This window comes from Xanthomonas sp. MUS 060, from assembly GCF_000963215.1.
In the GTDB taxonomy this organism is placed as follows: Bacteria; Pseudomonadota; Gammaproteobacteria; order Xanthomonadales; family Xanthomonadaceae; genus Xanthomonas_A.
The window spans coordinates 256,526-279,641 of record NZ_JZIM01000001.1; the positions used below are offsets into that span (position 1 = coordinate 256,526).

Genomic DNA, 23,116 nt, shown 5'->3' on the forward strand with positions numbered 1-23,116 from the left:
TCCGGAATCAACGAGACGATGTTCAAAACGATCACTTCAAAGATTGTCCGCGATCCGGATTACCCTGAGCGTCAGTTCGTCATCGACGTGCTGACACGGGTACTCGATGGTACGCTGTACGACCATCTTCCCTATGATTTCCACAGAGAGAAAAACGACGCGGAAGAGTACATTCCGCTGCGCGACCGCCGCCCATCCGTCAAGTACGCGCTGTGCAAGACGGTGGTGGATGACTCGGTATCACTGCTTTTCAGCGAGGGGCATTTCCCCGCAGTGGATTGCGAGGACGAGGCCACGCGCAACAAGCTGGCCGAACTGATCAAGGACAGCAAGCTAAACGAGGTGATGATTGAGGCAGCGACGATCGGCTCCGTTGGCTCGGTGGCGATCTTCATGCGAGTGCTCAGTGGTCGCGTGTTCTTCGAGGCCAAGAACACGCAGTTCTTGACGCCGGTCTGGCGCGACGATGCGCCTGACACGCTGGCATCGATCACCGAGAAGTACAAGGTCAAGGGCAGGGTGCTCAAAGATGGCGGTTACTCAATCGCCGATGACGACCTGACCGCTGACTTTTGGTTTCAGCGGATATGGGACGACCAGGCCGAAACGTGGTACTTGCCGTGGAAAGTCCGAGACGACAAGGCCAAGGCGGTGGTGGATACCGCCAAGACCAAGAAGCACGGGCTTGGCTACGTGCCTGCGGAGTGGGTGAAGAACTTGCCGGGCGGCAACGGCGTGGATGGTGCCTGTACGTTCAACGATGCGATCGACACCAGCATCGAGATCAATTATCAGCTTTCACAGGCTGGCCGCGGCCTCAAGTATTCGTCCGATCCCACGCTCCTGATCAGGGAGCCCGCGATAGACGAGCAGGGCAGCATCGTCAAAGGTGGCGGCAATGCGATCGTGGTCAGTGCTGACGGCGACGCCAAGATGCTGGAGATCAATGGCACGGCTGCACAGGCGGTTATCGATTACGTGCGGATGCTGCGCGAACTTGCTCTTGAGTCAATCCATGGCAACCGAGCGAACGCCGACAAGTTGAGTGCCGCGCAATCCGGTCGCGCGATGGAACTGATGAACCAGGCATTGATCTGGCTGGCCGACAAGCTGCGTATCAGCTACGGCGAGGGTGCGCTGCTGTCGATGCTACGCAAGATCGTGCAGGCATCGACAAAGTACCCGCTGATGGTCGGTGGCGAGAAAATCGAGCCACTGAACACGAAGGAGAAGCTGTCACTGCGCTGGCCGGCTTGGTACGCACCGACATACGCAGATAAGCAGACCGAGGCCGAAACTCTCACGACGCTGCGCACGGGCGGATTACTGTCGCGTGAAACTGCAGTCAAGTCGTTGGCCGATGGTTACGACATCGAAGATCCACAGGAAGAATTGAAAAAGATCGACGCAGACCCGCCAGCGCTGGCAGCGGAAACTCCGAAGCTGCAAAAGCCAAACTCTGATTCAAGCGACTGATGTACGAATAGCAGCAACCCGTTCCCCTCACCCCGCCTGATGCGGGAATTCGCAACTTGCCGCCAGATGGCGGCATTTTTTATGGAATGTCCTGATGACGAACCAAAACGATAACCCAAGCACCACACCCGCACCGGCTCACACGCCTGCGCCCGCTGCGCCTGCGCCAACTGAAATGGGAACCTTCTCCGAGGATTACGTGAAGGAACTGCGTCGTGAATGCGCGCACTACAGAACGAAAGCCAAAGATGGTGAGGAAACTGCAGAAAAAGCACTGAAAAATGCACAGGAATCGATAGCAAAGGCGAAAGCCGATGCTGACGATCGCATCGTGCGTGCTGAACTGAAAACCGCTGCGCTGAAGGCAGGCATGATCGACATCGACGGCTTGAAGCTGGCCGATCTTTCCAAGGTCACCCTCAAGGACGACGGCACCCTTGAAGGTGTGGATGCCCTCATGGAGGGGATGAAAAAAGACAAGCCGTATCTGTTCGGTCAACCGGCGACAACTTCCCACCCTGGAAGGGCTCCCGATCCAAATCCTCCGACTCCGAAAAATGCAATGGAGATGAGTGCGGAGGAATGGCAAGCCGCGAAGCAATTGCATATCAGCAAACGCTGATTCACCACCAACACCATCGGCATTCGCCGATAACTCCCATCGGGTCCGGGCGGCCAGGGGATTGAACTTTCAATCACCTGATCCCGAGGCCATCAATGCCAATTCAAAATTTTCCCGCCGCTCTGCAACCGATCATCCAGCAGAACTATCTCAAACGTGAGTTTCAGGACGCACTGCGTTCGCGCCTTGGTTATCGCCAGATCGCGGATCGTGAGTCCATTTCCATCGGCATTGGCGAGACGGTCACAAAGACCCGCGCCGGCCTCAAGCCCGCAGTGACAACGCCGCTCAGCCCGAGCACGAACACCAACCTCGATAACGGATTGACTCCATCGGGCTGGGGAGTGGAGCAGTACACGCTTGGCATCAACATGTACGGCGACACGATTGACCTCAACATGGTGACCAGCCGTGTAGGTATTGCTAGCCAGTTTTTGCAGAATGCGAAGGTCAACGGTGAGCAGGCAGCACGCAGCCTGGACGAACTTGCTCGAAACGCGCTTTGCAGAATGCGAAGGTCAACGGTGAGCAGGCAGCACGCAGCCTGGACGAACTTGCTCGAAACGCGCTTTTCAGCAATTACCTGGGCGGCAACACTCGCGTTCGTACCACGCTTGCCAGTGCTGGTACGACCATCGCGGTTGATGACGTGCGCGGCTTCCAGTACGTTTTCAACAATGGAGTTCTGACGCCGGTTAGCACCGCCAATCCAATGACTGTTGTTGTCGGTTCCGGCAGCTACAGCCTCACTGGCGTGGCAATCGACGCTTCCAATGCTTCAACCGCACCCAAGGGCATCAGCGGCACGCTGACATTTTCCACGAATGTCACGGTGCCGGACGGGGCTGCGCTCAACGCGGTGGTTTCTTCGACCGCGCCGAGTGTCTTCCGCCCTTCAGGTCGTGCCAGCACGGCTGCACTCCAAGCTACGGACCTGTTGACAATGTCCAACATTTTGGATGCGGTGGCTCAGTTGCGCATGAATGGGGTGCCTACAGTCGGCGATGCCTACCTTGGCTATCTGGATCCGAAGTCTTCGCGCGAACTGTTCGCCGATCCCGATTTCAAGCAACTTTTCCAGGGCGTTGGTATGAAGGCTGCTTTCATGCAGGGCGAACTGTATAGCCCGTTCTTGGGTGTTCGCTTCGTACCGACGAATGAGGCTTATCAGCAGCAGCATCCGTCCATCCCGGGTGCCGTTGTGCATCGCCCGATCATTTGCGGGCAGGGCGCGCTCATCGAGGGTGATTTCGAGGGCATGGCCGCGGCAGACATTGCTGGCAGCAACACCATTGTTGACATGGTGGACGATATCGCGATGTGTACCCGCGAGCCGCTGGACCGTCTGGGTCAGATCATCGCTCAGTCGTGGTACTGGATCGGTGGCTTTACCTGCCCGTCTGATACGACGGCCAGCCCGACCACTCTTGGTACTGCAACCAATGCTGCGTACAAGCGCGCAGTCGTGATTGAGCACGTCTGATATGTCCGCCAAGACGAAAACGGTCACATTCAATGGTGCCATCAGTTCGCAACCCGTGGCCGGCGTTTAAGTCGGTCACGGGTGCGGCCCATACCGTCGCCTCGGACGTGTCTTTCAACTACCGCGGCCAACTCATCACTTTGCGGGCAGGTGAGCCGTTTGTAGCGGATGCGGCTCTCCTTGCGTATTGCGCTGCAAACGGGATCGTCGTCACCGTCAACTGAGCAGGTTTCTTCATGGCACTCACGGACGCCAATCTCGTTGATATCCGACGCTATTGCGGCTATCCCGCATACGGTCCGGGTGCGGAAGGATTCCAGTCTTGGAGGTTCTTCCAGGCTTACGGCTTGCTCGAATACCGGCTCAAAAACATCACGCCGGACGAGCAGGCCGTGGTCCTGAATTACCTCGGCAGTCTCGCAACAATGGAGGCCGCGATTCCTGGGGTTGGAGCCAATCTGGATACGGACCAGGCCGCGGTATGGACGCACAACAAGCGCGAACTGCGTGATCGCATGGCGCTCTACCGCAGTTGGCGGCGTGAGCTTTGTGCTTTCCTCGGTGTGCCGCCTGGGCCGAATCTGGGCGACGGCGGTCTGGCGCTTGTCGTATGAACGGGGAGCAGATCCAGGCAAAGATCTACGCAGGGCGGGCGAAGGTAGCGCTGCGGCTTGGACTGGACTATGGGGTGATGAGGCCGACTCAGGCCGCGAACCCTCTGTCCAACCAGATCGCAACGTTCAAGGCTGCGTTCAATGCCGGCGACAACACCTACAGAGCGGCGGATCGCTCAGGCAGTGCCGTCTGGCACGGTGATTTCGACGGGCGGCAGACGCTACCCGGCGACTATCTTGTGCGTGTGAGCGATGGACAGACGTACTACATCGCATCACAACAGCAGCTACTGCCGATTGTCTGCATCGACTGCAACCGGACGGTTCGGATCTCCCGCCCAGCTCCCCTGGGGACGGCGGGGGTGGTTGGTGCTGTCGGTTACAGCGGCATGTGCGACGCGCCGGCGGAGTCTGTCGATGTCATCGGCATCAACCCGGCCAGCAATGGCGGGACGTTTGTCGGTTGGCCGTGCTCCATCCTCTTCGGGGGTAGGAGTCGCACTGCGATCGGTCTGCCGGCAGATGTCAATAACTCGGGTTGGCGCATCTTGCTGCCGCCGTCGGTTCCTGGGGTTTTGTACGCCGGCGACATCGTGACCGACGACCTCGGCAAGCGGTATGTCATCGAGGGCGTGGAACTCACTGACATGGGATGGCGCATCGACGCGCAGGAGATGCACCCCTGATGGCTGACATCGTAGATGTAGGGCAGGCGCTTGTTGTGGCGATCACGCAGGCGGCATACCCAAACGGCACCGCGCAGCAGTCTGTCGGAAGCTGCCCGATCCGAATCCACCAAGGCTGGCCCAATCCGCAAGAGCTTGATGCCAATTTGCGCTCGGGCATGGTGCATATCTCGGTGTTCCCCCGTCCAGGTGACAGGGTGACGTCCGTGATGGCCGGTGATGGCGATTGGCAGGAACAGAGCAACGACGGAACACAGGGCGTCAGCATCAGAGAGGTGCGGCGTCAGACCCGCACGTTTCAGATCACCGTGTGGGCCAGTTGTTTCGACAAGCGTGACCCAGTTGCCAAGGCGATCGACAGCGCGCTGGCCGTGGTGACCCGCTTGACGCTGGCCGACGGCTCACAGGGCGTGATGACCTATGTGAATTCCGTGCAGGACGATAACTATCAGAAACAGGGCATCTACCGCCGCGATCTGTTCTATGCGGTCAACTACCCGACGACGCAGACGGAAACCAGCTACGCGATCAAGGAGATCGACACCAGCATCCAGCGCGTTGCTGATGTGAGCGATCCGAACAGCGCGGCACTTGGGTCGAAAGTCACTGTCGCGCTCACGGCAACGTCAGCAACCACAACCATCACACCGTAATAGGCACCCCATGAAATTGAAAGTCATCCAGCCGTTCGGCGGCTACGCCGTGGGCGACGAAATCACCATAGAGGAGGAAATCAAGAGGGTTTCTGACTCCGAGCAGGCGCACTACGTGGTCAAGGTTCCCGACGAACCGACGCCCAACAAGGTGCTTCCAATCAGCAAACCGGATTCTCAGTAACCCCTTTGGAGGGCATGCAATGCCAGTCAGTCAGCAAGGTGCAATTAACACCACGGCGCTTTACGTCCCGGACGTGTACGTCCAGATCGTGCCGCCGTCTGAAAATTTCCTCAATGGTCTGCCGACCAACATCCTCGGTGTCGTTGGTACTGCGCAGTGGGGGCCGGTCAACGCGCCCACCATCGTCGGTAACCTGTCCGATTTCGTCCAGAAGTTCGGCAACATCCAGGCCCGCAAGTACGACATGGGCACCGCGGTGTGGGCTGCGGTGCTCAACGGCGCGAACAACATGCGCTGTGTGCGCGTCACCGACGGCACCGACGTGGCTGCATCGCAGGTCGTGCAAAGCAACTGCATCACCTTGACGGCCCTGTACACAGGCACCCTTGGAAACGCGCTGCAAGTGACGCTGGCTGCCGGTAGTGCTGCCAATAGCTGGAAGGTCGTCGTGGCGCTACCCGGCCAGGTGCCTGAGGTGTACGACAACATCACCGGCAGCGGCAATGCGCTGTGGGTTGCCATCGCCAACGCCATCAACAACGGCGTTTCCGGTCTGCGCGGAAGATCTGCGTTGGTCGTGGCGACTGCTGGTGCGGGTGTCACGCCTCCGGTCGCGGGCACTTACACGCTGGCAGGCGGCACCGATGGCGCGGCCAACATCAACGGTGCCAGCTTGGTGGGCGTCGATACCACGCCACGCAAGGGTATGTACGCGTTACGTGGCACATTGGCCAGCGTGGCGATGCTGGTGGACTGCGACGACAGTACCACCTGGACGTCGCAGGTGGCGTTCGGTTTGTCGGAAGGCGTCTACATGATCGCCACTGGGCCGGTGGGCGACACCATCAGCAATGCAGTGAGTGTCAAAGCAGCCGCGGGCATCGACACCTACACCATGAAACTGCTGTTCGGCGACTGGGTGTATTTCCAGGATACGGTGAACAGCCAGATCCGCCTGATCTCGCCGCAGGGCTTCGTGGCCGGTCGCTTGTCTGGCCTGTCACCGGAACAATCCAGCTTGAACAAGCCGCTGTACGGCATCGTCGGCACGCAGAAGAGCTACCAGAACCTGACCTACTCGCAGGCCGAGCTGCAGACGCTTGCGCAGGCCGGTATCGACTTGGTCGCCAACCCGATTCCTGCTGGCAACAGCTTCGGCGTGCGTATCGGTCAGAATTGCTCATCCAATGCTGTCATCAACGGGGACAATTACACCCGGATGACCAACTACATCGCCTATACCCTGAGTAGCGGCATGGGCTTGTACATCGGTAAGTTGCAAAGCCAAAAGGCACGAAATGACGCATTAGGCACAGTGAATGCCTTTATGTCCAATCTCTGGCAGCAAAGCATGATCGGCGATGTGAACGCCCCGCAGAAGCAGCCGTTCTCGATTCAGTTGGACAAGAACAACAACCCGTCCAGCCGCGTCGCGCTCGGCTACATGCAGATCGATTGCCGCATCACCTACCTGTCGGTGATCACCAAGCTCATCATCAACGTGGAAGGCGGTCAGTCGGTCAAGGTCAGCGCCGCCAACATCACGCCGCAGTGATTCCTCAGTAATTCCCCATCAATAAAACCCCGTCACTTGGCGGGGTTTTCTGTTTTTAGGAGCGTGACATGAGTCAAAACGGTTATTCGGTTGGCCGCGACATCACGGTGGTGATCATCTTGCCAGACGGTAGCACCCTCAACATGGGTAAGGTCACAAGTTTCAAGTCGAAACAGGACACAACAGACACGAAAATAAAAGGCATCGACGGTATCGTGGATCACCTGCGCTTTTACGAGGGTTGGTCCGGATCTTTTGACTCGGATCGCCGAGGCCCCGAACTGGATCAGCATTTTGCCAGGCTTGAGGCTAACTACTTCGCAGGTGCCGACGAGCCACCATCCGCCATGCAGACTACGATCGTGGAACCCAATGGGCAGGTGTCGCAATACCGATATGAGCGCGTGCTGCTCAAGTACGACGACGCGGGCGACTGGTCTGGTGACAAGCCGGTGCATCAGAAGATTTCCTTCGTCGCGTCGCGTCGCATCCAGCAGGCGTAAGCCGCCCTTTCATATCCTCAAGGAGTTGCAATGTCTGGCACCGAGAAAAAATCCGTCGAAATCGGCGGCGCGAAGGTAACTATCAATCCGTCCGAACAGATCGTGAAAGCCGCATCCAAGGATGTGACGGTCACTGATTCGCTTGGACGCACCATCCGGCTGAAAAAGCCGAACCCGCTGGCAAACCTCGACTTCGCCAAAGCGGCGGGTAGCGAGAGGGTGAACATGCTGTATTTGGCCGAGGTCGCTCACCTCAAGTTCGTGGCAGCGATTGATGACCAGCCGGTCGCCACGCCGAGCACGGAGGGCGAGCTGCGCGCCCTATACCTGCGCCTGGGCGACGAGGGCAACGAAGCCGCGATGAACGGTATCGCTGCCAACTTCGTGAGCGCGGCGGTCGCGCAGAGTAGCGAGGACGAGCTAAAAAACTCCTAACGGACGCAGCCGCAAACGAGTGTTTGTGGCTCGTCCATAACGGAGTGCCGTTCGATGTGGCTTTCGCGCTCGATGACGTGCGGCGGCAGTGGATGGCGATCAAGTTCAGCGAGTTCCAGGGCGCTGAATTCGACATTCGGACCATGACCTTCAAAGAGAAGACGCAATGAAACAGTTCGGGAGCCTCGCAGCCTTTGCCACCCAACTCACCGTCTTGGAAGCTGGAGTGGTTTTCCAGCTTGAAAAAGGGTTGGATGCCGTTGCTGCCAAGATTGAGAAGACGGCCAAGGAGGAAATCGGCGAGTACCAAGAAGCGATCGGCCCATTCCCCGCCTGGGAAGAGCTTGCCGATAGCACCAAGGAAGACCGTATCTACAAGGGTTACACCGAGAACGACCCACTGTTGCGCAGCGGGGAGTTGCGCGACTCCATCAGCCACGAGACGAAGGGATTGGAGGCCGCGATCGGCTCCGACTCCGACATTGCGGTCTATCAGGAAATGGGCACGGAGACAATTCCGCCGCGTCCGTTCCTTGGCCCGGCAGTCGAGTACAACCACGAGTCGATCAGGAAGATCGTCGGCGGCGCATTGGTGGTCGGATTGCTGGGTGGTGGGTCAATCCCAGCAGAACTCGAATATGACCACGAAATTTAGATCAGGCTGACGATCGCCGACCACACGATGATGCCGCCGACCACGATGATCGGGACGGCAATGACGATGGCAAGTGCTGCGTACATCAACAGCAGCACGGCACCGCCAAAGGACAGTCGGGTTTTGTAGCTATTTCGGTCCACCTGGACCATGGCGCTGTCTTTGTACGACTGCCAGTCGGGTTTGCGCACGATCCTCCGCAACCTCGGGTATTGCACCCAACTCACTCGGTCAGCAAGCCATTCTTGTGCGCGGTAAAGGAAATTCATGAATATCGAAGCCTATAAAATCGCGGTAAGAATCTCATTGCTTGAGAATGTCGTGGCAGGTCTTGCTGTCATGTCCCGCCACTTTATCGCAACCAACAAGAGCGCGGAAGAACTGCAAACCCGGCTGACGAGCATCGGAAAGATGGCGCTGTTGGGCGGCGGCGCTATGGCTGCAGGGGCTTTCGGCCTAAAGTTGCTGCAGATTCCGCTTGATGAGGCCAAGAGGTATCAGGCCGAAATGCAGAAGCTGCAGGCACAGGGCGTAGGTGATGCTGCCCTTGCGCAGGCCGACAAGTACGCCAAGGCGCAGAAGGTCATCGGGGCCAGCGCGACCGACAGCCTCAAGATGCTGGCCGAATCCCAGTCCGTGCTGCGCGACTTCGAGCACGCCAAGGAGGTGACGCCCCTGCTGCTGCGCATGAAGTTCGGGATTGAGTCGGTGATGGCCCAGGGCGGCCACGGCAGTGGTCACGGCGAGAATGCGCAGCGCATGTTCATGGATGCGCTGAAGGTGGCTGAATTGCGCGGTGCTCTGAACGATCCGATTACCGGGAAATTCAGTGAAGAGAGGTTCCACCAGACGCTGAATCTGATGACAAAGGCTTACACGGCGACCAACGGCCTGGTGAAGCCGTCCGAGTACCTGGGCCTGATCCGGACAGGTGGCGTGTCGGCCAAGGGGCTGTCTGACAGCGGCTTCTTCTTCACGATGATGCACATGATGCAGGAGATGGGCGGCAGGCGGGTCGGCACCTCCCTCATGTCCGGCTACCAGAACTGGGTACTCGGACGCACCACGCAGCAGGTGGCCGAGGAAATGGCTTCGTCCGGGCTGATTGACCGTTCCCAGGTCAAGTACGGCAAAACTGGGCACATCACAAAAGTTCTGCCTGGGGCGCTTCAGCAAGCGCAAATGTTCCGCGAGAACCCGTTCGAGTATCTGGAAAAGGTCGTCCTGCCGCAGGCGCGCAGTAAAGGCGTGCAAGACGGTCAGCAGATGACCAACTACCTCGACAAGCTGTACTCGAACCGCACGTGGGGCAACCTGCTCAACACGATGTACAGGGAGCGGGCGAACATCCACAAGCACATGGCAGCCGGTACTCAGGCTGCCGGCATTGACGATCTGGCGAAGATCGGTGCTCGCGGTATGGCGGGCAAGGAAATCGACTATGAAGCGAAGCTTGCGAACCTCAAGCTGGTGCTGGGCGAGAAGATTCTGCCGTTGGCGGTTAACGGACTCGAAAAGCTGATCCGTGTACTTGACCGTGTGACTGCGTTTGCGCGGGAGTGGCCGACGCTGACCAAGGTGCTGGTGGTCGGGTTTGCGGCACTGTCCGGGTTTGCCGTGGTTGCCGGTGGCATGTTGCTGTTCGCATCGGCTTTGCGGGCTATCTCCGTGGTCTGGAAATTCACACAGGTCGGCTTGGTGTTTCGCGGCCTCATGTCAGGCGTGGGCATCGGTCTGCGCATTGTGGGGCAGGCCGTGCTTTCCCTTGGTCGAGCGCTGTTGATGAATCCGATCGGCCTGGTCGTGGCCGGGATCGCCTTGGCGGCCTATTTGCTGTACCGCAACTGGAGCACGGTGGGGCCGTACATCACGAAGGTGTGGGAAGTCATCAAAGCGGTGTTCCACGCCTCGGCCCGATGGCTGATATCGCGCATGGAAGAGATGTGGGCATCTGTGAAGCCGAAATTGGATTTCTGTATGGTCATCCTCACAGCCGTCGGTCATGTTGTGGCCGACAAGTTCGGTGGCATCTACAACACGATCACCGGCTGGCTCGGGAAGCTTGTTGGCTGGATTGCGAACTCGCCGATCGGCAAGGCCATCGGGTGGATGGTCGACAAGGCTGGTCAAGCCGTGTCTAGCGGCTTAAACGGTGCCTATTCCTGGGCGGTGGCCGAGAACAGCAAGCCGCTGTACTCCAGCGATGGGCGCGGCGCAGCAACGCCAACGACGGGTAGTCCCTACATTGCCACTCGAAACGAGAGGCCGATGCAGGTCACCGTGGTTTCGCAGCTTGATGGGCGTGAGGTTGCACGTAGCACGAGCATGTATCAGGCACGCGAAGCCAACCGCCCAGGCACGAGTGCGCCGACGTTTGATCCGACGCGGGCACCCATGCCGGTTGGACTTGGATATGCACGATGAAGCCAGACACCACGCTGACACTGCAATCGCCGGACACGGGAGACGTTTTCCAGTTCGCACGCTTTGAGATTCCGGAGGTGATCCCCTTCGGGGGAGAACAGCGGTTGGTCGTGCATGAACTGGTCGGTGGCGTGCGCGTGATCGACGCGATGGGCGCAGCGCCTTTGCCCATCGAGTGGTCCGGGCACTTCGTCGGCGACACGGCCATGGAGCGAGCGCTCTACATTGACGGTTTGCGCAAGGCTGGCAAGCCACTCCAACTTTCGTGGCACGAACTGGCGTTCACGGTGGTCATAGCGTCGTTCCACTGCGAGTTCAAACGGTTCTACCGACTGCCGTATCGCCTCACCTGCGAGGTCGTTGAAGACCTGACCACTCCGGTGGATTACATCGCCTCGCCGAGCATTGACCAGTTGATCGCGGATGACATGACCGCGGCTAATGGGCTGGCGTCCTCGGTGGGTGACGGCACGCTGTCCTCGCTGATGGGCACCTTGAACAGTGCCATTTCCACAGTCAGCAGCTTCGCACATGCGGCGCAGAGCGCGAGCAACAGTGTGCTTCAGCCAATTGCGGGGGTGCGGGCGCAGGTAGGCATCCTCATGCAATCGACCAATGCAGTGATCCAGAACGTGACCACCCTGGGCGGCATCCTGCCTGGTAGTTCGATCGCGCAGCAGGCCAACAAGCTGCTCGGCCAGATCAATGCGGTGAACCAGTCGTCGCACCTGATCAACCTTGATCGTGTGCTTGGCCGCATGGCAACGAACATCGGGACGATCAACAGCGGCACCCGGCAGGTGGTCGTAGCAGGCGGGAACCTCTACTCGGTGGCGGCCAGCGAGTACGGCGACGCGATGGGGTGGACCGCCATCGCCCAGGCCAACGGCATGAAAGATCCGCAGATCAACGGCGTGATGCAACTGACTATCCCGCCTGACGGTAACCAGAACGACGGAGTGCTGAATGTCTGACCTCAACACCTTGCCGGTGCTGCCGAGCGTGCGGCAGCCTCGTGGCGAGGTGAAGTTGAATGGCGAACTGGTTTCCGGATGGGAGTCATGGGAGGTGGATAACAACGCCTACCGCAGTGCGGACACCTTCCGTGTCGTGTTCGTCGTCTCGATGCTCCCGGCCACACGCGACGCGGCTTGGTTTGCGGCGCAGTCGAGCATGTTGGTCGAGATCCTGGCCGGAATCCCGACAGACCCGCAGAACTTCGCGGCGTCCGAACTGGACAGCATGATCTACGGGCAAACCGACGAGGTGTTTTTCGACCCGACGAAGGGAACCATTGAGCTATCTGGTCGCGATCTGACGGCGGCGCTGATCGACACCAAGACCAGCGAGCACTTTGCCAACCAGACCGCCAGCCAGATCGCCACGACCCTTGCGAAACGACACAACCTCAAGCCGGTGGTCACGACCACCAAGACACTGGCGGGCGACTATTACAAGGACGACCACGCCAGCACCACGCAGCAGCAAAGCGAGTGGGAGTTACTGACGTTCCTGGCGAACGTGGAGGACTTTGTACTCTACGTGAAAGGGCGGGAACTGCACTTTGAGGCGCGTCCGAGCGAACAGGCCGACCACTATGTCATCGCCTGGGATGGCCCGAATGCAGGCCGCGGGCACTCAGTCGCCAACGTTGTTGACCTGCAGTTTTCCCGCGCCTTGACGATCGCCAAGGGCATCACCGTCGAAGTGCATAGTTGGAACATCAAGCAGAAGAAGGGCTTCACGGCATCGTGGCCAAGGGCGGCCAAGGCGGTGAAGCCGGGTCAGTCTGGGGCCGAGACACAGGTGTACCGCTACAACATCGCAGGGCTGACGCAGGACAAAGCGCTACAGCGGGCGCAGAGCATCTACAAGCAGATCATCGCGCACGAAATGCGGCTGACGGGCTACTTACCCGCCGACAACGTGCTGGATTGCACCAAGACGTTGCTGGTGCGAGGCACAGGTACGGCTTTCGACCAGGTCTATTACCCGGAGAGCGTGATGCGCTCCATGAGCTTGACCGAGGGCTACCGGATGAACATCCGGGCGAAGAACACGGGACCTGAACTTGAGGCGACGCAATGATGCACGACCTGCTCAACGCACAGAAAGCAGCAGCGCAGCAGGCTACGCAGGGCAGGGCTTCCACGCGGCAAGGTGTGGTTTCCAGCTACGACCCGAACGCCTACGCGGTCAAGGTCATGCTGCAACCGGACAACGTGCTCAGCGGCTGGATTCCGCTCAAGTCGGCGTGGGTCGGAAACGGGTGGGGGCTTTTCTGCCCGCCTTCGATCGGTGATGCGGTTGAGGTGGATTTTCAGGAGGACGATGCCGGCGTCGGCAGCGTCGGCCTGCGGTTCTTCAATGATGTCGATCGTCCACTGCCGTGCCCGTCTGGGGAGTTCTGGCTGGTACACAAATCCGGCTCGCTGCTCAAGTTCCACAACGACGGCAGCGTCGAGCTGCGCACCGCTGCCGATCTCAATGCGACGGTGGCCGGGAACGCGAATGTGGCCGTCACCGGCAACATCACCAGCAGCGCGGCGCAGTGGAATCACTCCGGGCCAGTGAACATCACGGGCAATGTGGCTGTGACCGGGGGCAATGTCACCGCCGACGGCATTGGCCTCAAGACCCACACGCATGCCGGCGTCCAGCCAGGTAGCGGCAATACGGGAAAACCGCAATGAACCTGAGTGACCTCAGCCATTACGTGGGAGGCGATCTGTCCCCGTCCGGCACCGGCGACCTGCAAGCGGCCAACGGCACGCTGCGCGGACAGCAGCGTGTGCTGCGCCGGTTGCTGACGAACCCCGGCGACTACCTTTTCCACTCGGACTACGGCGCTGGGCTTCCCCAGTATGTAGGCCAGCCTGCTGACATCCCCAAGATTCGCGCTCTGATTCGGGGCCAGATCCTCTTGGAGGATGCGGTCGCCAAGTCGCCTGCGCCGGACATCACCGTGGCACCCATCCAGGTGAGCGGTGGCGGCGGCTTCGCGGTTTCGATCAAGTACCACGACGCGGCCAGCGGCCAGCCGGTAAATCTCAATTTCGACATGAGCAAGTGATATGCAGTCCAAGGATTTCCAGACTCTCGTGCGGGAGCAAGTTGCCGCGATTCAGGGCGGCACCAGCAAGGTGCTGGTGGATCTGTCCGTCGGCAGCATCCTGCGGGCGGTTGTAGAGGCATACAGCGCCGTGGCCATGTGGTTGCAGGGCCTGATACTTCAATTGCTGGCGACGACGCGGGCAGCGACGTCCGGAGGCACCGATCTGGATTCGTGGATGGCCGACTATGGGCTGAAGCGCCAACCGGCCAACGCCGCCAGCGGTGTGGTGACGTTCTCGCGCTTCACGCCAACGAATCAGGCCGTTGTGCCGGTGGGTGCCATCGTGCAGACAGCCGACGGCACGCAGCAGTACGCCGTGACCGTGGACACTACCAATCCTGCGTACAGCGCTTCACAGGGGGGCTATTTGATTCCCGCAGGCAATGTCTCGGTGAATGCCCCTGTTGTGGCGGTCTCGGTGGGGACGGGGGGCAATGCATCGGTGAATGGCATCAACACCCTGGGCCAAGCCATCCCCGGCGTGGACACGGTGACAAACGCGGCAGCCTTCACCAACGGCGCGAACGCCGAGTCAGACGCCGCACTGCGCACGCGGTTTATCGCCTATGTTGCCAGCTTGTCGAAGGCGACGAAGGGGGCGGTAGGTTATGCGGCCACGTCGCCCAAGCAGGGGCTGACCTACGCGCTGGTGGAGAACCAGCAGTACAACGGCACCGCGCAGAACGGGTACTTTTATCTCGTCGTGGATGACGGCACGGGCTACCCGTCATCGACGCTCTTGGCGACGGTCTACAACGCAATCGACGCAGTGCGCCCATTGACCAGCACCTTCGGCGTGTTCGCGCCAGTGGTGGTGCCGGCGAGCGTTGGTATGACCATCGCGACGGCTGCAGGCTATGACCACGTCGCCACGGCCTCGCTGGTGTCCACGGCGCTGACCAACTACATCAACTCGCTGCCCCTGGGCACGCCGCTGGCGTGGTCACGGCTGGCGCAGGTGGCCTACGACGCATCGCCAGGTGTCACGAACGTGTCGGCGGTGCTGCTCAACGGCGGCACGGCGGACATCGCCACCACGCCGAAGCAAGTTGTGAAGGCCGCAACGGTTTCGGTGGCTTGATATGGCAACAGGTGACCAAAGCGATGTTTTCGGGCGCATCAAGGCGCTGATCCCCCGCTGGTTCAGCGATAGCACGCCAGTCTTCGATTCGCTGCTGCGCGGTTTCGCTTATGCCAAGTCGTTCGTCTACGGGCTGATCGTCTATGCGGCGCTGCAAACCCGCATCAAGACGGCGACCGATGGCTGGCTGGACATGATCGCGGCTGACTTCTTCGGCTCGTCGCTGTTGCGCAAGTCCGGCCAGTCCGACGCATCGTTCCGGAACCGCATCATCATCAACCTGTTCCGTGAGCGGGCGACCCGAAACGGACTGGTGAAAGTGCTGACCGACCTGACAGGTCGCGCCCCGGTGGTGTTCGAGCCGCAGCGACCGATCGATACCGGTAGCTACCGTGGCCCGTTGATCGGGTACGGCGTTGCCGGAGGCTACGGTTCCATGTTGCTGCCATATCAGGCATTCGTGACGGTCTTTCGTCCATCAAGCACAGGCATTCCAAACGTAGCGGGTTATGGCATCTCGACTGGCGCTTACCGCCGAGCGTCACAAGCCGAGATTGCTTCCATGAACATGATTCAGGGGGCTGTGACGGACAGCGACATCTATGCCGCCATCGACAGCGTGAAGCCGGTCGGCACCACCATCTGGACACGCATCTCCAACTGATTTTCCACCTTCCTTTTCGACCATCAGCCCGCCTTGAGCGGGCTTTTTACTTCTGGAGCATCAATGGACAGAAAGATGATTTATCCGGGTCAGATTCCACTGGAGACTGACGTGCTGGATACCAACCGATTTGCCATGATCGGCCTAGGCAAACTCGCGGCGGCGGCGCTTGGCACCTCCACGCTCGTGAATGGCCTCGCCTGCACGCCGACCGCGCCCACCTCAATGCAGGTGCAAGTCGCACCCGGCGAGATTTACAGCCTGCAGAACCTGGACAGCACCGCCTATAGCTCGCTGTCTGCCGACACCACACACCAGTTCCTCAAGCAGGGTCTGCTCATGGATGCGCTGACACTGAGCTGCCCAGCACCTGCCACCAGCGGCCAGAGCATCAACTATCTGGTGCAAGCGGCTTATCAGGACGTGGACACCAATGCGGTCGTGTTGCCGTACTACAACGCCAGCAATCCTCCGCAGGCGTATGCCGGCCCCAACAACAGTGGCACATCGCAGAACACGGTGCGCAAGGGCGTCTGCGCTGTGTCGCTGAAGATAGGCATCGCGGCCACGACTGGTACGCAACTTACGCCTGCCGCCGACGCTGGTTGCACCGCGCTGTTTGTTGTGACTGTTGCCTATGGTCAGACCGCGATCACGGCGGCCAATATTTCGACCGCCAGTGGTGCGCCATTCGTCAATTCGACGCTGCTGGGTCTTGCTCCGTCTTTTACGACGATCCCTACTTCTCCGACCCCTGCACAGTTCGACAACAGCACCAACTCAGCGACCACGGCATTCGTGCAGCGTGCAATCGGTAATCGCAGCGGATATGTCATTTTCAACACCAACCAAATACTTGGAAATTCGGCTTTTGGTGGGGTCTTTGAGTCCAGTGGATCGTCTTCTCTGACTTGTCAGCTTCCTTCTGTTGCAGCATGTCCAGGTGGGGTTATTACGCTTTACAACGCACAGTCGGGAAATGCGCTAACTGTATCCAGTGCCTTGGGTTCGTTTTATGGGCCAAACAATTCTGTTGGGACATCGACTTTTGTATTGCAGCCTGGTGTTTCAGTGGATTTCGTTTCAGATGGTGCAAATTGGAAGGTTGTTAATGGCGCAGGGATGGCCCTGAAGACTTCAAGTGGTTATATTAAATTTCCTGGGGGAATTATTATTCAGTGGGGTTTTGTTGTCTCTTCTGCTTCAAGCGTCGCGGTTTCATTTCCTATTGCTTTCCCTAATGTATTGTTGGCTTGCACGCCTCAATTGCGAGAGCAATCTAGTGGTAATTATCCAACTAGCATATTCGCATCAAGTGCTTCCGCAACAGGTTGTTTCACTTTAGTTCTGGGTGGATATACATCTGGCACAACTCAGGCGAATTACATCGCCATTGGCTATTAAGGAGCGGAAATGAGATTCAGCAAAAAAACCGGATGCTTCTACCCGGATGAAATCAACTACGAAAAACTGCCCGATGACCTGATCGAGGTCGCGCAGGATGAATTCACCAATGCGATGTCACTTTAGTTCTGGGTGGATATACATCTGGCACAACTCAGGCGAATTACATCGCCATTGGCTATTAAGGAGCGGAAATGAGATTCAGCAAAAAAACCGGATGCTTCTACCCGGATGAAATCAACTACGAAAAACTGCCCGATGACCTGATCGAGGTCGCGCAGGATGAATTCACCAATGCGATGAACCGTGCACCGGGTGAAACGCTCGACGTTGTGAAGGGCAAGATGGTTGTCGTCCCGGCCCCAGCCTCCGATCCCGTTGCGGTGCTGGCGGCAGCAAAGACCGATGCGGTCGATCGCATCAACGCTTTTGCAAAGTCCAAGCGTGCGCTGATTGCGGGAACCCCGGACGACGCGGAAATTGCAGGCTGGAGCAACAAACTACGCATTGCACAGTCCATTGTCGCGGGGACGGCCAGCGATGCCGAGAAAGCGGCGTTCCAAGCCGAAATAGCGGTGCGCGGCATCCAGGGTGAAACGCTTGACACCTTCGTCCAGAAGGTCTTGAAGAATGCTGGTTTCTTCGCCCACGCGGCAGGGTTGGTCGATGGCTTGAAGCGCAAGGCACTGGACTCCGTTACTGCCGCCGAAACGCCCGATGAGGTTGCCGCGGTGCTGGACAGCATGAAGGCCCAGGCCGAAGCCGCTTTTTCCGAATTGATGCAGCCAGCCCAATGAGATGACAGTCCATGAACTACCAGAACGTTCGGACGCAAATCAACACAGGCGATGTGCTCGGAGTGCGTGGGCGCGGCGCATTCCCTTTTTCCATACGCCTCTTCCAGCGGTTTGGCGGACTGGGTGGGCTTTCGCCCATCACGCATATCGGGATTGCCTGGTGGGTTGAGGGGCGGTTGTACTCGGTGGAGATGGATGGGCGACACAATGTGCTGCGACCGCTCTCGCAGCACATTGCAGCCGGCTACGAGGTGGATGTGTACCGCTGCCCGGTGGCCCCAGCCATGCCCGCGCAGTTTGATCGCGCCACGGCCATGCCCATCCAGTACAGCCTGGTAGACATTTTGAAGATCGCGCTGCGCCTCAGTGTTGGTTGCAAAACTGGAAGTGAGGATGATCGCGAGATGGTGTGCAGCACCTTTGCCGCCCGCTGGATGCAGTGGGCCGGCTGGCATCCGCCGCAGGGCTTCCCGGACATGCCGAGCCCTGGCGAGTTATGCCGAGCGCTTGGGACGCAGCCCGCAATTGCCATCCAGGGCCGCGCTGGCCGGCAGTGACTCAGTTTGGATTCCGGATCTTGATCGCCGCCATCAAGTCGTTGTTTGCATAGGGATATGTGCCTTTTCCTGGCACGAAACTGACAAGTCGATCACCGCGCATTGCCGGCGCGGTAGGGTAATCCTTACGCCACGACGCGGTGACCACTGATTGAGCCGGCCAGCCACCTGGGCCAATCTACCCATGCCGGACGCGGAGCCATAGATGGCCGCTCACCCCGCGTGGCGCTTGAGCAGCGTCGGGCCGGCTCAGTATTTTCTGTGTTTAATAGGCTGTATTCTAGCGCATATATTATTGCGCACATTGCTATAACTTTCCGCGCACATTGCTATAACATCATCATTTGTTCATGATGGGAATTGCATTATTTATCCTCGTTTAATTCCTGGGGTTTATCGTGGAAAATGAATTTTGTGAAATCCAGACTTTTTTAATTGAGTCTGAGCGAGAGGCAAAGCGGCTTATTGATTCATTTTTTCTAGAAAAACAATCTCCATCATGCGGTAAGATTGAAGAGTTACGTGTATTTTTAGCTACTTATTGCCATGATAGGCTTTTATATAAAGCTGCCATGGAATATTTGGACGCAACTCTGGCCGCCTGTTGATGCGGGCGGTGCCGGTGCCGGGATCATCCGACCTTGTGCTGCCTCTGCGCCACCTTCGTTGGCTTGCCAGTGAGTAGTTTGTGCAATGCCTTAAGCGCGGCCAGCTTCTCAGCGGCGTAGTCATGGCGGTCGTAGTGCCGGTTCTGGACTCCGCCAAGGCCGTGTGATTGCAGTTGCCCGCGCACCTCCTGGCTCTGTCCGGCTGCAGCCAGCCTTGTCTCTATCGTGCGCCGTAGGTCGCCCGGTGTGAAGCGACCGCCTCCCAGCTCCTTTGCGTCCATCATTGCATCCACCACATGATCCAAGTGGTTGCGCAGCATATCGTAGGTTGCCGGCGCAGCTCCTTCGCTGAGAGTGAACAGGTATGGGCCAAGTGGCTCGCCCCCCCGCATGACCTGCAGCGCTTTCGCAGCATCCGGGAGCAACGGCACGTAGTGCGCCCGCGGCTTCTTCCTGCGTCCCTTGCCGTCAAGGATCTTGACCGTGCTCGTATCAATGTCCAGGCCGCCTATTTCCATCCTCGCCAACTGCGCGATGCGCTGCCCCCCGGTCAGTAAGTGGAAGCGCAGGAGCGCACCCGGCGCGCCCGGCAGCTTCACGATGCGCTTCCAGTAGGCCCGCAGTTCGGCGACCGATAGCGCGCGATCCCTGGCTGCGCTGCTGCTTTCGATTGTCGCCAAGTCGCGGGCAGGGTTGCTGGACACGGCCAAAGCGCGCAGCGCAGCCGGCGCGCGGGCGTCCTGGCGCGCTCGTATCGCTGCCGCATATGCGGCGCGGAGGTAGGATCGAATCTTGCTGGCCTCGCGCAGCTTGCCGGTGTCGGCAACGCGAGCGAGCACCGGCAGCAGGTCGTCCAGGCTCACATCGCTGGCTGGCATGTTCCACAGCACAGGCCATGGCTCTTTCACATGTAGCTGGATTGCGTTCTCGGTGTTGCGTGCGCTGATTTTGCCGTCGTCTTTCAGCCACTGCACGTATGCGCCCAGTAGCGCGCCGAGCGTCGCCGACGACTTCGCAGCGCGTGCTGCTTCCGCTGCACCACGCTGGCGTTCGGTCTCGCGCTGTTCCGTCTCAAGTGCGCCACGCAGGTCGCGGTCGCCGGCCTGGTAGCGTTTAGACAACTCCGATGCCCGCGCTCGCGCCTCGGCCAGGGTCAACTCGGTGCCGAGTGGTAGCCGCTCCTGTACGCGGCCAGGGGCCGTATACCGGAAATAGAAGGCAATGGCACCGGATGCCAGCTTTCGTGCCTGCAACTGCCCGCCGCCGTGCGGACGTGTATCGTTGGCCCATTCGCCGGGCTTGAGCGCAGTCAAACCGCGCGCCGTGAGTTGTTGCCTTCCTTGTGCCATGGGTGCCTACTCGGTGCCTACTTCGCGCTGGAACGCGGCAGACGACTATGCACTCAGGTGCACCGAAAGTCCAAGCGCTGCAACGATTTGAGGTTCCGTGGCGCACTTCACTGGACCCCGGTGAATCTGAAATATGGGGCTTTTAATCTTTTGGTCGATGGTTCGAATCCATCACGGCCACCATACAGAGCAAGGCTCTCAGCAAAATCCAGCGCTCCGCAATTTGGAGAACGCTCCGCAATTACCGCGGAGGCGTGGTCCGTGCGCCCTTGCGCTTCCGCACGTAGTGCTCGGTCATCGGATGTTCTTGTGTCCAAGCTGCGCCTGCTGCATGTCCCCGCTCGAATCGACCTTGTCCTTACCGGCTTTCGCGCGTAGATCCCGGAGCTGAAATTCTGCCTTGCCGATGCCGGCCGCGAGTCATGCTTGGTCACGTCGATACCGGAGGAGTCGCGACCGAAATGTTACCGCTCTCCGTCTAGGTTGGACCTATTGCATCGGCGAGCATCGCAGGGCCTTGACCAGTCGGCGTCAACGCAGCGTCGCTGAGTGTGAGCGCTGATTTTAAAAAGAACTTGTTGGCCACAAAACGTTGTAGGAGTCGCGGAGGTGCGCTATCGGGTGCGCGCTGGCGTCGCTCGCACAGACAATGGCTTACAGCGGAAAGTCCGAAAGGCTTGCAGCGATGGGTTTGTCATGCGGGGTGGCGGAACATTCCGCATGAACGTTAATCGACGCCTTCGGCGCAAAGCATAGTCTGGATTGGTCAGATCTGCATTTTAGTCAGAAGGCTGCGCGATGCGTAGCAGGAAAGCTTTGCGACGCTCGCTGGCTTTGGTGAAAAAACGTCTGCCTGGGAAGCGAAAAATCGTTGCGATCGGTTAGAACCGCAAATGAATTTCGGATCTAACCGTCCTGTCTTAATCTCGTTCGCAGTGTACTTTCAACTTGTCAAAACCTATGCATAAAGTCGGTATGCAAAGCATTCTTCAGAAAGTGTGAAGAATGAAGGGTCTGATGATGCGGGTGCTGATCGCTGAACTCGTGGAAGATATTTCTAACCATTTTACTTGCGTCGCCAACATGACGAGGAAATTGTGGAAAAACTCACCAGAAGAATAAAATCTCGGCTTGGGTATGTGGCTGACATCCCGGACATTCGCGACTTTCATTACAGTCCGGATGAGAATTTGATACGTAAGCTACCACCTGCTGTCGACCTGGCGCCGGATTTTCCAGTTTATGATCAAGGCCGGATTGGTTCCTGTACGGCAAATGCCCTGGCAGGTGCTGTGCAGTATGAAAGGGCTGCTCATGATGAGTTGCCCGATTTTATTCCATCACGCCTATTTATTTACTACAACGAGCGCGTCATTGAGGGTAGTGTGGATTGTGATTCCGGAGCTATGCTGCGCGACGGGATAAAAGTGCTGCATAAACTCGGTGTCTGCCAGGAGACGGAATGGCCGTATAACGATACGCGGCCTGCGCATGACGGAGGCGTGTTCCCTCCGGGTGCTCCGGCAAGAGAGATGCCCAATGCGGCATGCTATAAGGAGGCGTCCAGGTATGTCATTACCCGCTATGAGCGCATCCATCAAGATATTTCTCACCTGAAAGCATGTATTGCCAGTGGTGCTCCCTTTGTGTTCGGATTCCAGCTCTACGACAACTGGCTGCATAGTGCTCTGCCTCCCGCCACGCAGATCCCAATGCCAACGAAGAAAGATAAGCTGGTCGGGGGGGGCATGCGGTCCTGTGTGTCGGATATGACGACAGCAAACAGCTGTTCCGTATCCGTAACTCATGGGGGGGTGAGCTTGGGGATAAGGGGTATTTTTTAATACCCTATGATTATCTGCTTAACCCTCAGTTGGCAGCCGATTTCTGGGTGATCAGAATGGTCAAAAGCTGAGCTTGAATTGGCCAGGATTTGCTTGGCTGAACATGAGGTTCTACCCAGTTGTCCTGTCATGGAGTGGCGCTGGATGTGATGCTGGGTGGCTCCGAATGGTGGTGAGTCACCTTCGGGGCGGCCAGGGTGGCTCGTGGTTCAGCACCCTGGCTCGCTAGATGTGTCAGCACTGACTATTGTGGATGTTTGATACATGTGTTGGCATCAAGTATCAAAGCATGCTGTGCCTTGCATTTTAAATTTCCATATCTAATAGGCGTAGCATGATGTGTTGCGCGAGCTATCTCTGATCGTCAGCATTGTCATGCTGGATTATTTGATGGCTCATGTAATGGC

Annotated in this window: 27 protein-coding genes; 25 read left to right on the forward strand and 2 right to left on the reverse strand. The window is 58.5% G+C overall.

The genetic code is table 11. From position 1 onward, the window contains the following. Positions 1–18 precede the first annotated feature (18 nt). The 12 genes from XANALMUS060_RS01185 to XANALMUS060_RS01230 all read left to right on the forward strand — a co-directional run bounded on the left by XANALMUS060_RS01185 (position 19) and on the right by XANALMUS060_RS01230 (position 8,866). Positions 19–1,476, forward strand: a complete 1,458-nt coding sequence (locus XANALMUS060_RS01185; RefSeq protein WP_045736797.1) for a phage portal protein — start codon at positions 19–21, stop codon at positions 1,474–1,476. A gap of 94 nt (positions 1,477–1,570) precedes the next feature. Next, on the forward strand, positions 1,571–2,098 hold the full coding sequence (locus XANALMUS060_RS01190) for a phage scaffolding protein (RefSeq protein WP_045736798.1): 528 nt from the start codon (positions 1,571–1,573) through the stop codon (positions 2,096–2,098). 95 nt (positions 2,099–2,193) lie between these two features. Beyond that, a complete protein-coding gene (locus tag XANALMUS060_RS21065; protein WP_200893984.1) occupies positions 2,194–2,787 on the forward strand; it encodes a hypothetical protein in 594 nt (197 codons plus the stop codon). Then, on the forward strand, positions 2,748–3,581 hold the full coding sequence (locus XANALMUS060_RS21070) for a hypothetical protein (protein ID WP_200893985.1): 834 nt from the start codon (positions 2,748–2,750) through the stop codon (positions 3,579–3,581). Before XANALMUS060_RS21065 ends, XANALMUS060_RS21070 begins: the two co-directional genes overlap by 40 nt. A 236-nt stretch (positions 3,582–3,817) precedes the next feature. After that, positions 3,818–4,195, forward strand: coding sequence for a hypothetical protein (locus tag XANALMUS060_RS01200; RefSeq protein WP_045736799.1), 378 nt, complete (start codon positions 3,818–3,820; stop codon positions 4,193–4,195). Beyond that, positions 4,192–4,881, forward strand: coding sequence for a hypothetical protein (locus XANALMUS060_RS01205; RefSeq protein ID WP_045736800.1), 690 nt, complete (start codon positions 4,192–4,194; stop codon positions 4,879–4,881). The genes XANALMUS060_RS01200 and XANALMUS060_RS01205 overlap by 4 nt, the downstream gene beginning before the upstream one ends. Further along, positions 4,881–5,534, forward strand: coding sequence for a hypothetical protein (locus XANALMUS060_RS01210; protein WP_152640353.1), 654 nt, complete (start codon positions 4,881–4,883; stop codon positions 5,532–5,534). The genes XANALMUS060_RS01205 and XANALMUS060_RS01210 overlap by 1 nt, the downstream gene beginning before the upstream one ends. A 10-nt stretch (positions 5,535–5,544) precedes the next feature. Then, entirely contained in the window at positions 5,545–5,718 is a 174-nt protein-coding gene (locus XANALMUS060_RS21075; protein WP_200893986.1) for a hypothetical protein, read from the forward strand. A gap of 19 nt (positions 5,719–5,737) precedes the next feature. Then, on the forward strand, positions 5,738–7,273 hold the full coding sequence (locus tag XANALMUS060_RS01215) for a tail protein (protein ID WP_045736802.1): 1,536 nt from the start codon (positions 5,738–5,740) through the stop codon (positions 7,271–7,273). 68 nt (positions 7,274–7,341) lie between these two features. Beyond that, complete coding sequence (locus XANALMUS060_RS01220; RefSeq protein WP_045736803.1) at positions 7,342–7,776, forward strand: hypothetical protein; 435 nt, start codon at positions 7,342–7,344, stop codon at positions 7,774–7,776. Positions 7,777–7,806: 30 nt separating this feature from the next. Next, on the forward strand, positions 7,807–8,211 hold the full coding sequence (locus XANALMUS060_RS01225) for a hypothetical protein (RefSeq protein WP_045736804.1): 405 nt from the start codon (positions 7,807–7,809) through the stop codon (positions 8,209–8,211). A gap of 166 nt (positions 8,212–8,377) precedes the next feature. Then, entirely contained in the window at positions 8,378–8,866 is a 489-nt protein-coding gene (locus XANALMUS060_RS01230; protein ID WP_045736805.1) for an HK97-gp10 family putative phage morphogenesis protein, read from the forward strand. Here the strand turns inward: XANALMUS060_RS01230 and XANALMUS060_RS01235 are convergent. Next, positions 8,863–9,057 (reverse strand): hypothetical protein, encoded by a 195-nt coding sequence (locus XANALMUS060_RS01235; RefSeq protein WP_045736806.1) that lies wholly within the window; start codon positions 9,055–9,057, stop codon positions 8,863–8,865. The two genes, XANALMUS060_RS01230 and XANALMUS060_RS01235, sit on opposite strands and share 4 nt — an antisense overlap. Positions 9,058–9,133: 76 nt before the next feature. Here XANALMUS060_RS01235 and XANALMUS060_RS01240 point away from each other — a divergent pair, with 76 nt between their 5' ends. The 11 genes from XANALMUS060_RS01240 (at position 9,134) to XANALMUS060_RS19460 (ending at position 19,516) form a co-directional block, all read left to right on the forward strand. Further along, positions 9,134–11,290, forward strand: a complete 2,157-nt coding sequence (locus XANALMUS060_RS01240; RefSeq protein ID WP_152640354.1) for a hypothetical protein — start codon at positions 9,134–9,136, stop codon at positions 11,288–11,290. Then, complete coding sequence (locus XANALMUS060_RS01245; protein WP_045736808.1) at positions 11,287–12,264, forward strand: hypothetical protein; 978 nt, start codon at positions 11,287–11,289, stop codon at positions 12,262–12,264. The genes XANALMUS060_RS01240 and XANALMUS060_RS01245 overlap by 4 nt, the downstream gene beginning before the upstream one ends. Next, positions 12,257–13,378 carry a hypothetical protein gene (locus XANALMUS060_RS01250; RefSeq protein ID WP_045736809.1) on the forward strand — a complete coding sequence of 374 codons (1,122 nt, stop codon included), beginning with the start codon at positions 12,257–12,259 and terminating at the stop codon, positions 13,376–13,378. Before XANALMUS060_RS01245 ends, XANALMUS060_RS01250 begins: the two co-directional genes overlap by 8 nt. Beyond that, positions 13,378–13,983 carry a phage baseplate assembly protein V gene (locus XANALMUS060_RS01255; protein WP_052688070.1) on the forward strand — a complete coding sequence of 202 codons (606 nt, stop codon included), beginning with the start codon at positions 13,378–13,380 and terminating at the stop codon, positions 13,981–13,983. The genes XANALMUS060_RS01250 and XANALMUS060_RS01255 overlap by 1 nt, the downstream gene beginning before the upstream one ends. Then, positions 13,980–14,363 (forward strand): hypothetical protein, encoded by a 384-nt coding sequence (locus XANALMUS060_RS01260; protein ID WP_200893987.1) that lies wholly within the window; start codon positions 13,980–13,982, stop codon positions 14,361–14,363. The genes XANALMUS060_RS01255 and XANALMUS060_RS01260 overlap by 4 nt, the downstream gene beginning before the upstream one ends. 1 nt (position 14,364) lies before the next feature. Next, entirely contained in the window at positions 14,365–15,486 is a 1,122-nt protein-coding gene (locus tag XANALMUS060_RS01265) for a baseplate J/gp47 family protein (RefSeq protein ID WP_045736811.1), read from the forward strand. 1 nt (position 15,487) lies between these two features. After that, positions 15,488–16,150, forward strand: a complete 663-nt coding sequence (locus tag XANALMUS060_RS01270; protein ID WP_045736812.1) for a hypothetical protein — start codon at positions 15,488–15,490, stop codon at positions 16,148–16,150. A gap of 63 nt (positions 16,151–16,213) precedes the next feature. Next, entirely contained in the window at positions 16,214–17,554 is a 1,341-nt protein-coding gene (locus XANALMUS060_RS21080; RefSeq protein ID WP_200893988.1) for a hypothetical protein, read from the forward strand. 194 nt (positions 17,555–17,748) lie between these two features. Beyond that, positions 17,749–18,351 carry a hypothetical protein gene (locus XANALMUS060_RS01275; RefSeq protein ID WP_045736813.1) on the forward strand — a complete coding sequence of 201 codons (603 nt, stop codon included), beginning with the start codon at positions 17,749–17,751 and terminating at the stop codon, positions 18,349–18,351. 11 nt (positions 18,352–18,362) lie between these two features. After that, positions 18,363–18,908 carry a hypothetical protein gene (locus tag XANALMUS060_RS01280; protein WP_045736814.1) on the forward strand — a complete coding sequence of 182 codons (546 nt, stop codon included), beginning with the start codon at positions 18,363–18,365 and terminating at the stop codon, positions 18,906–18,908. 398 nt (positions 18,909–19,306) lie between these two features. Beyond that, positions 19,307–19,516 (forward strand): hypothetical protein, encoded by a 210-nt coding sequence (locus XANALMUS060_RS19460; RefSeq protein ID WP_152640355.1) that lies wholly within the window; start codon positions 19,307–19,309, stop codon positions 19,514–19,516. 23 nt (positions 19,517–19,539) lie between these two features. On the opposite strand, the gene XANALMUS060_RS01285 is transcribed toward XANALMUS060_RS19460, so the two are convergent. After that, positions 19,540–20,865 (reverse strand): integrase family protein, encoded by a 1,326-nt coding sequence (locus XANALMUS060_RS01285; RefSeq protein ID WP_082064777.1) that lies wholly within the window; start codon positions 20,863–20,865, stop codon positions 19,540–19,542. A 1,097-nt stretch (positions 20,866–21,962) separates the two neighbouring features. Between XANALMUS060_RS01285 and XANALMUS060_RS01290 the strand changes: the two genes are divergently transcribed. Together XANALMUS060_RS01290 and XANALMUS060_RS21705 are read left to right on the forward strand one after the other, a co-directional pair. Further along, positions 21,963–22,709 (forward strand): C1 family peptidase, encoded by a 747-nt coding sequence (locus XANALMUS060_RS01290; protein WP_235430294.1) that lies wholly within the window; start codon positions 21,963–21,965, stop codon positions 22,707–22,709. Next, the gene (locus XANALMUS060_RS21705) at positions 22,652–22,780 is read left to right on the forward strand and encodes a hypothetical protein (protein ID WP_235430317.1); all 129 of its coding nucleotides are present in this window, start codon (positions 22,652–22,654) and stop codon (positions 22,778–22,780) included. The genes XANALMUS060_RS01290 and XANALMUS060_RS21705 overlap by 58 nt, the downstream gene beginning before the upstream one ends. Positions 22,781–23,116 lie beyond the last annotated feature (336 nt).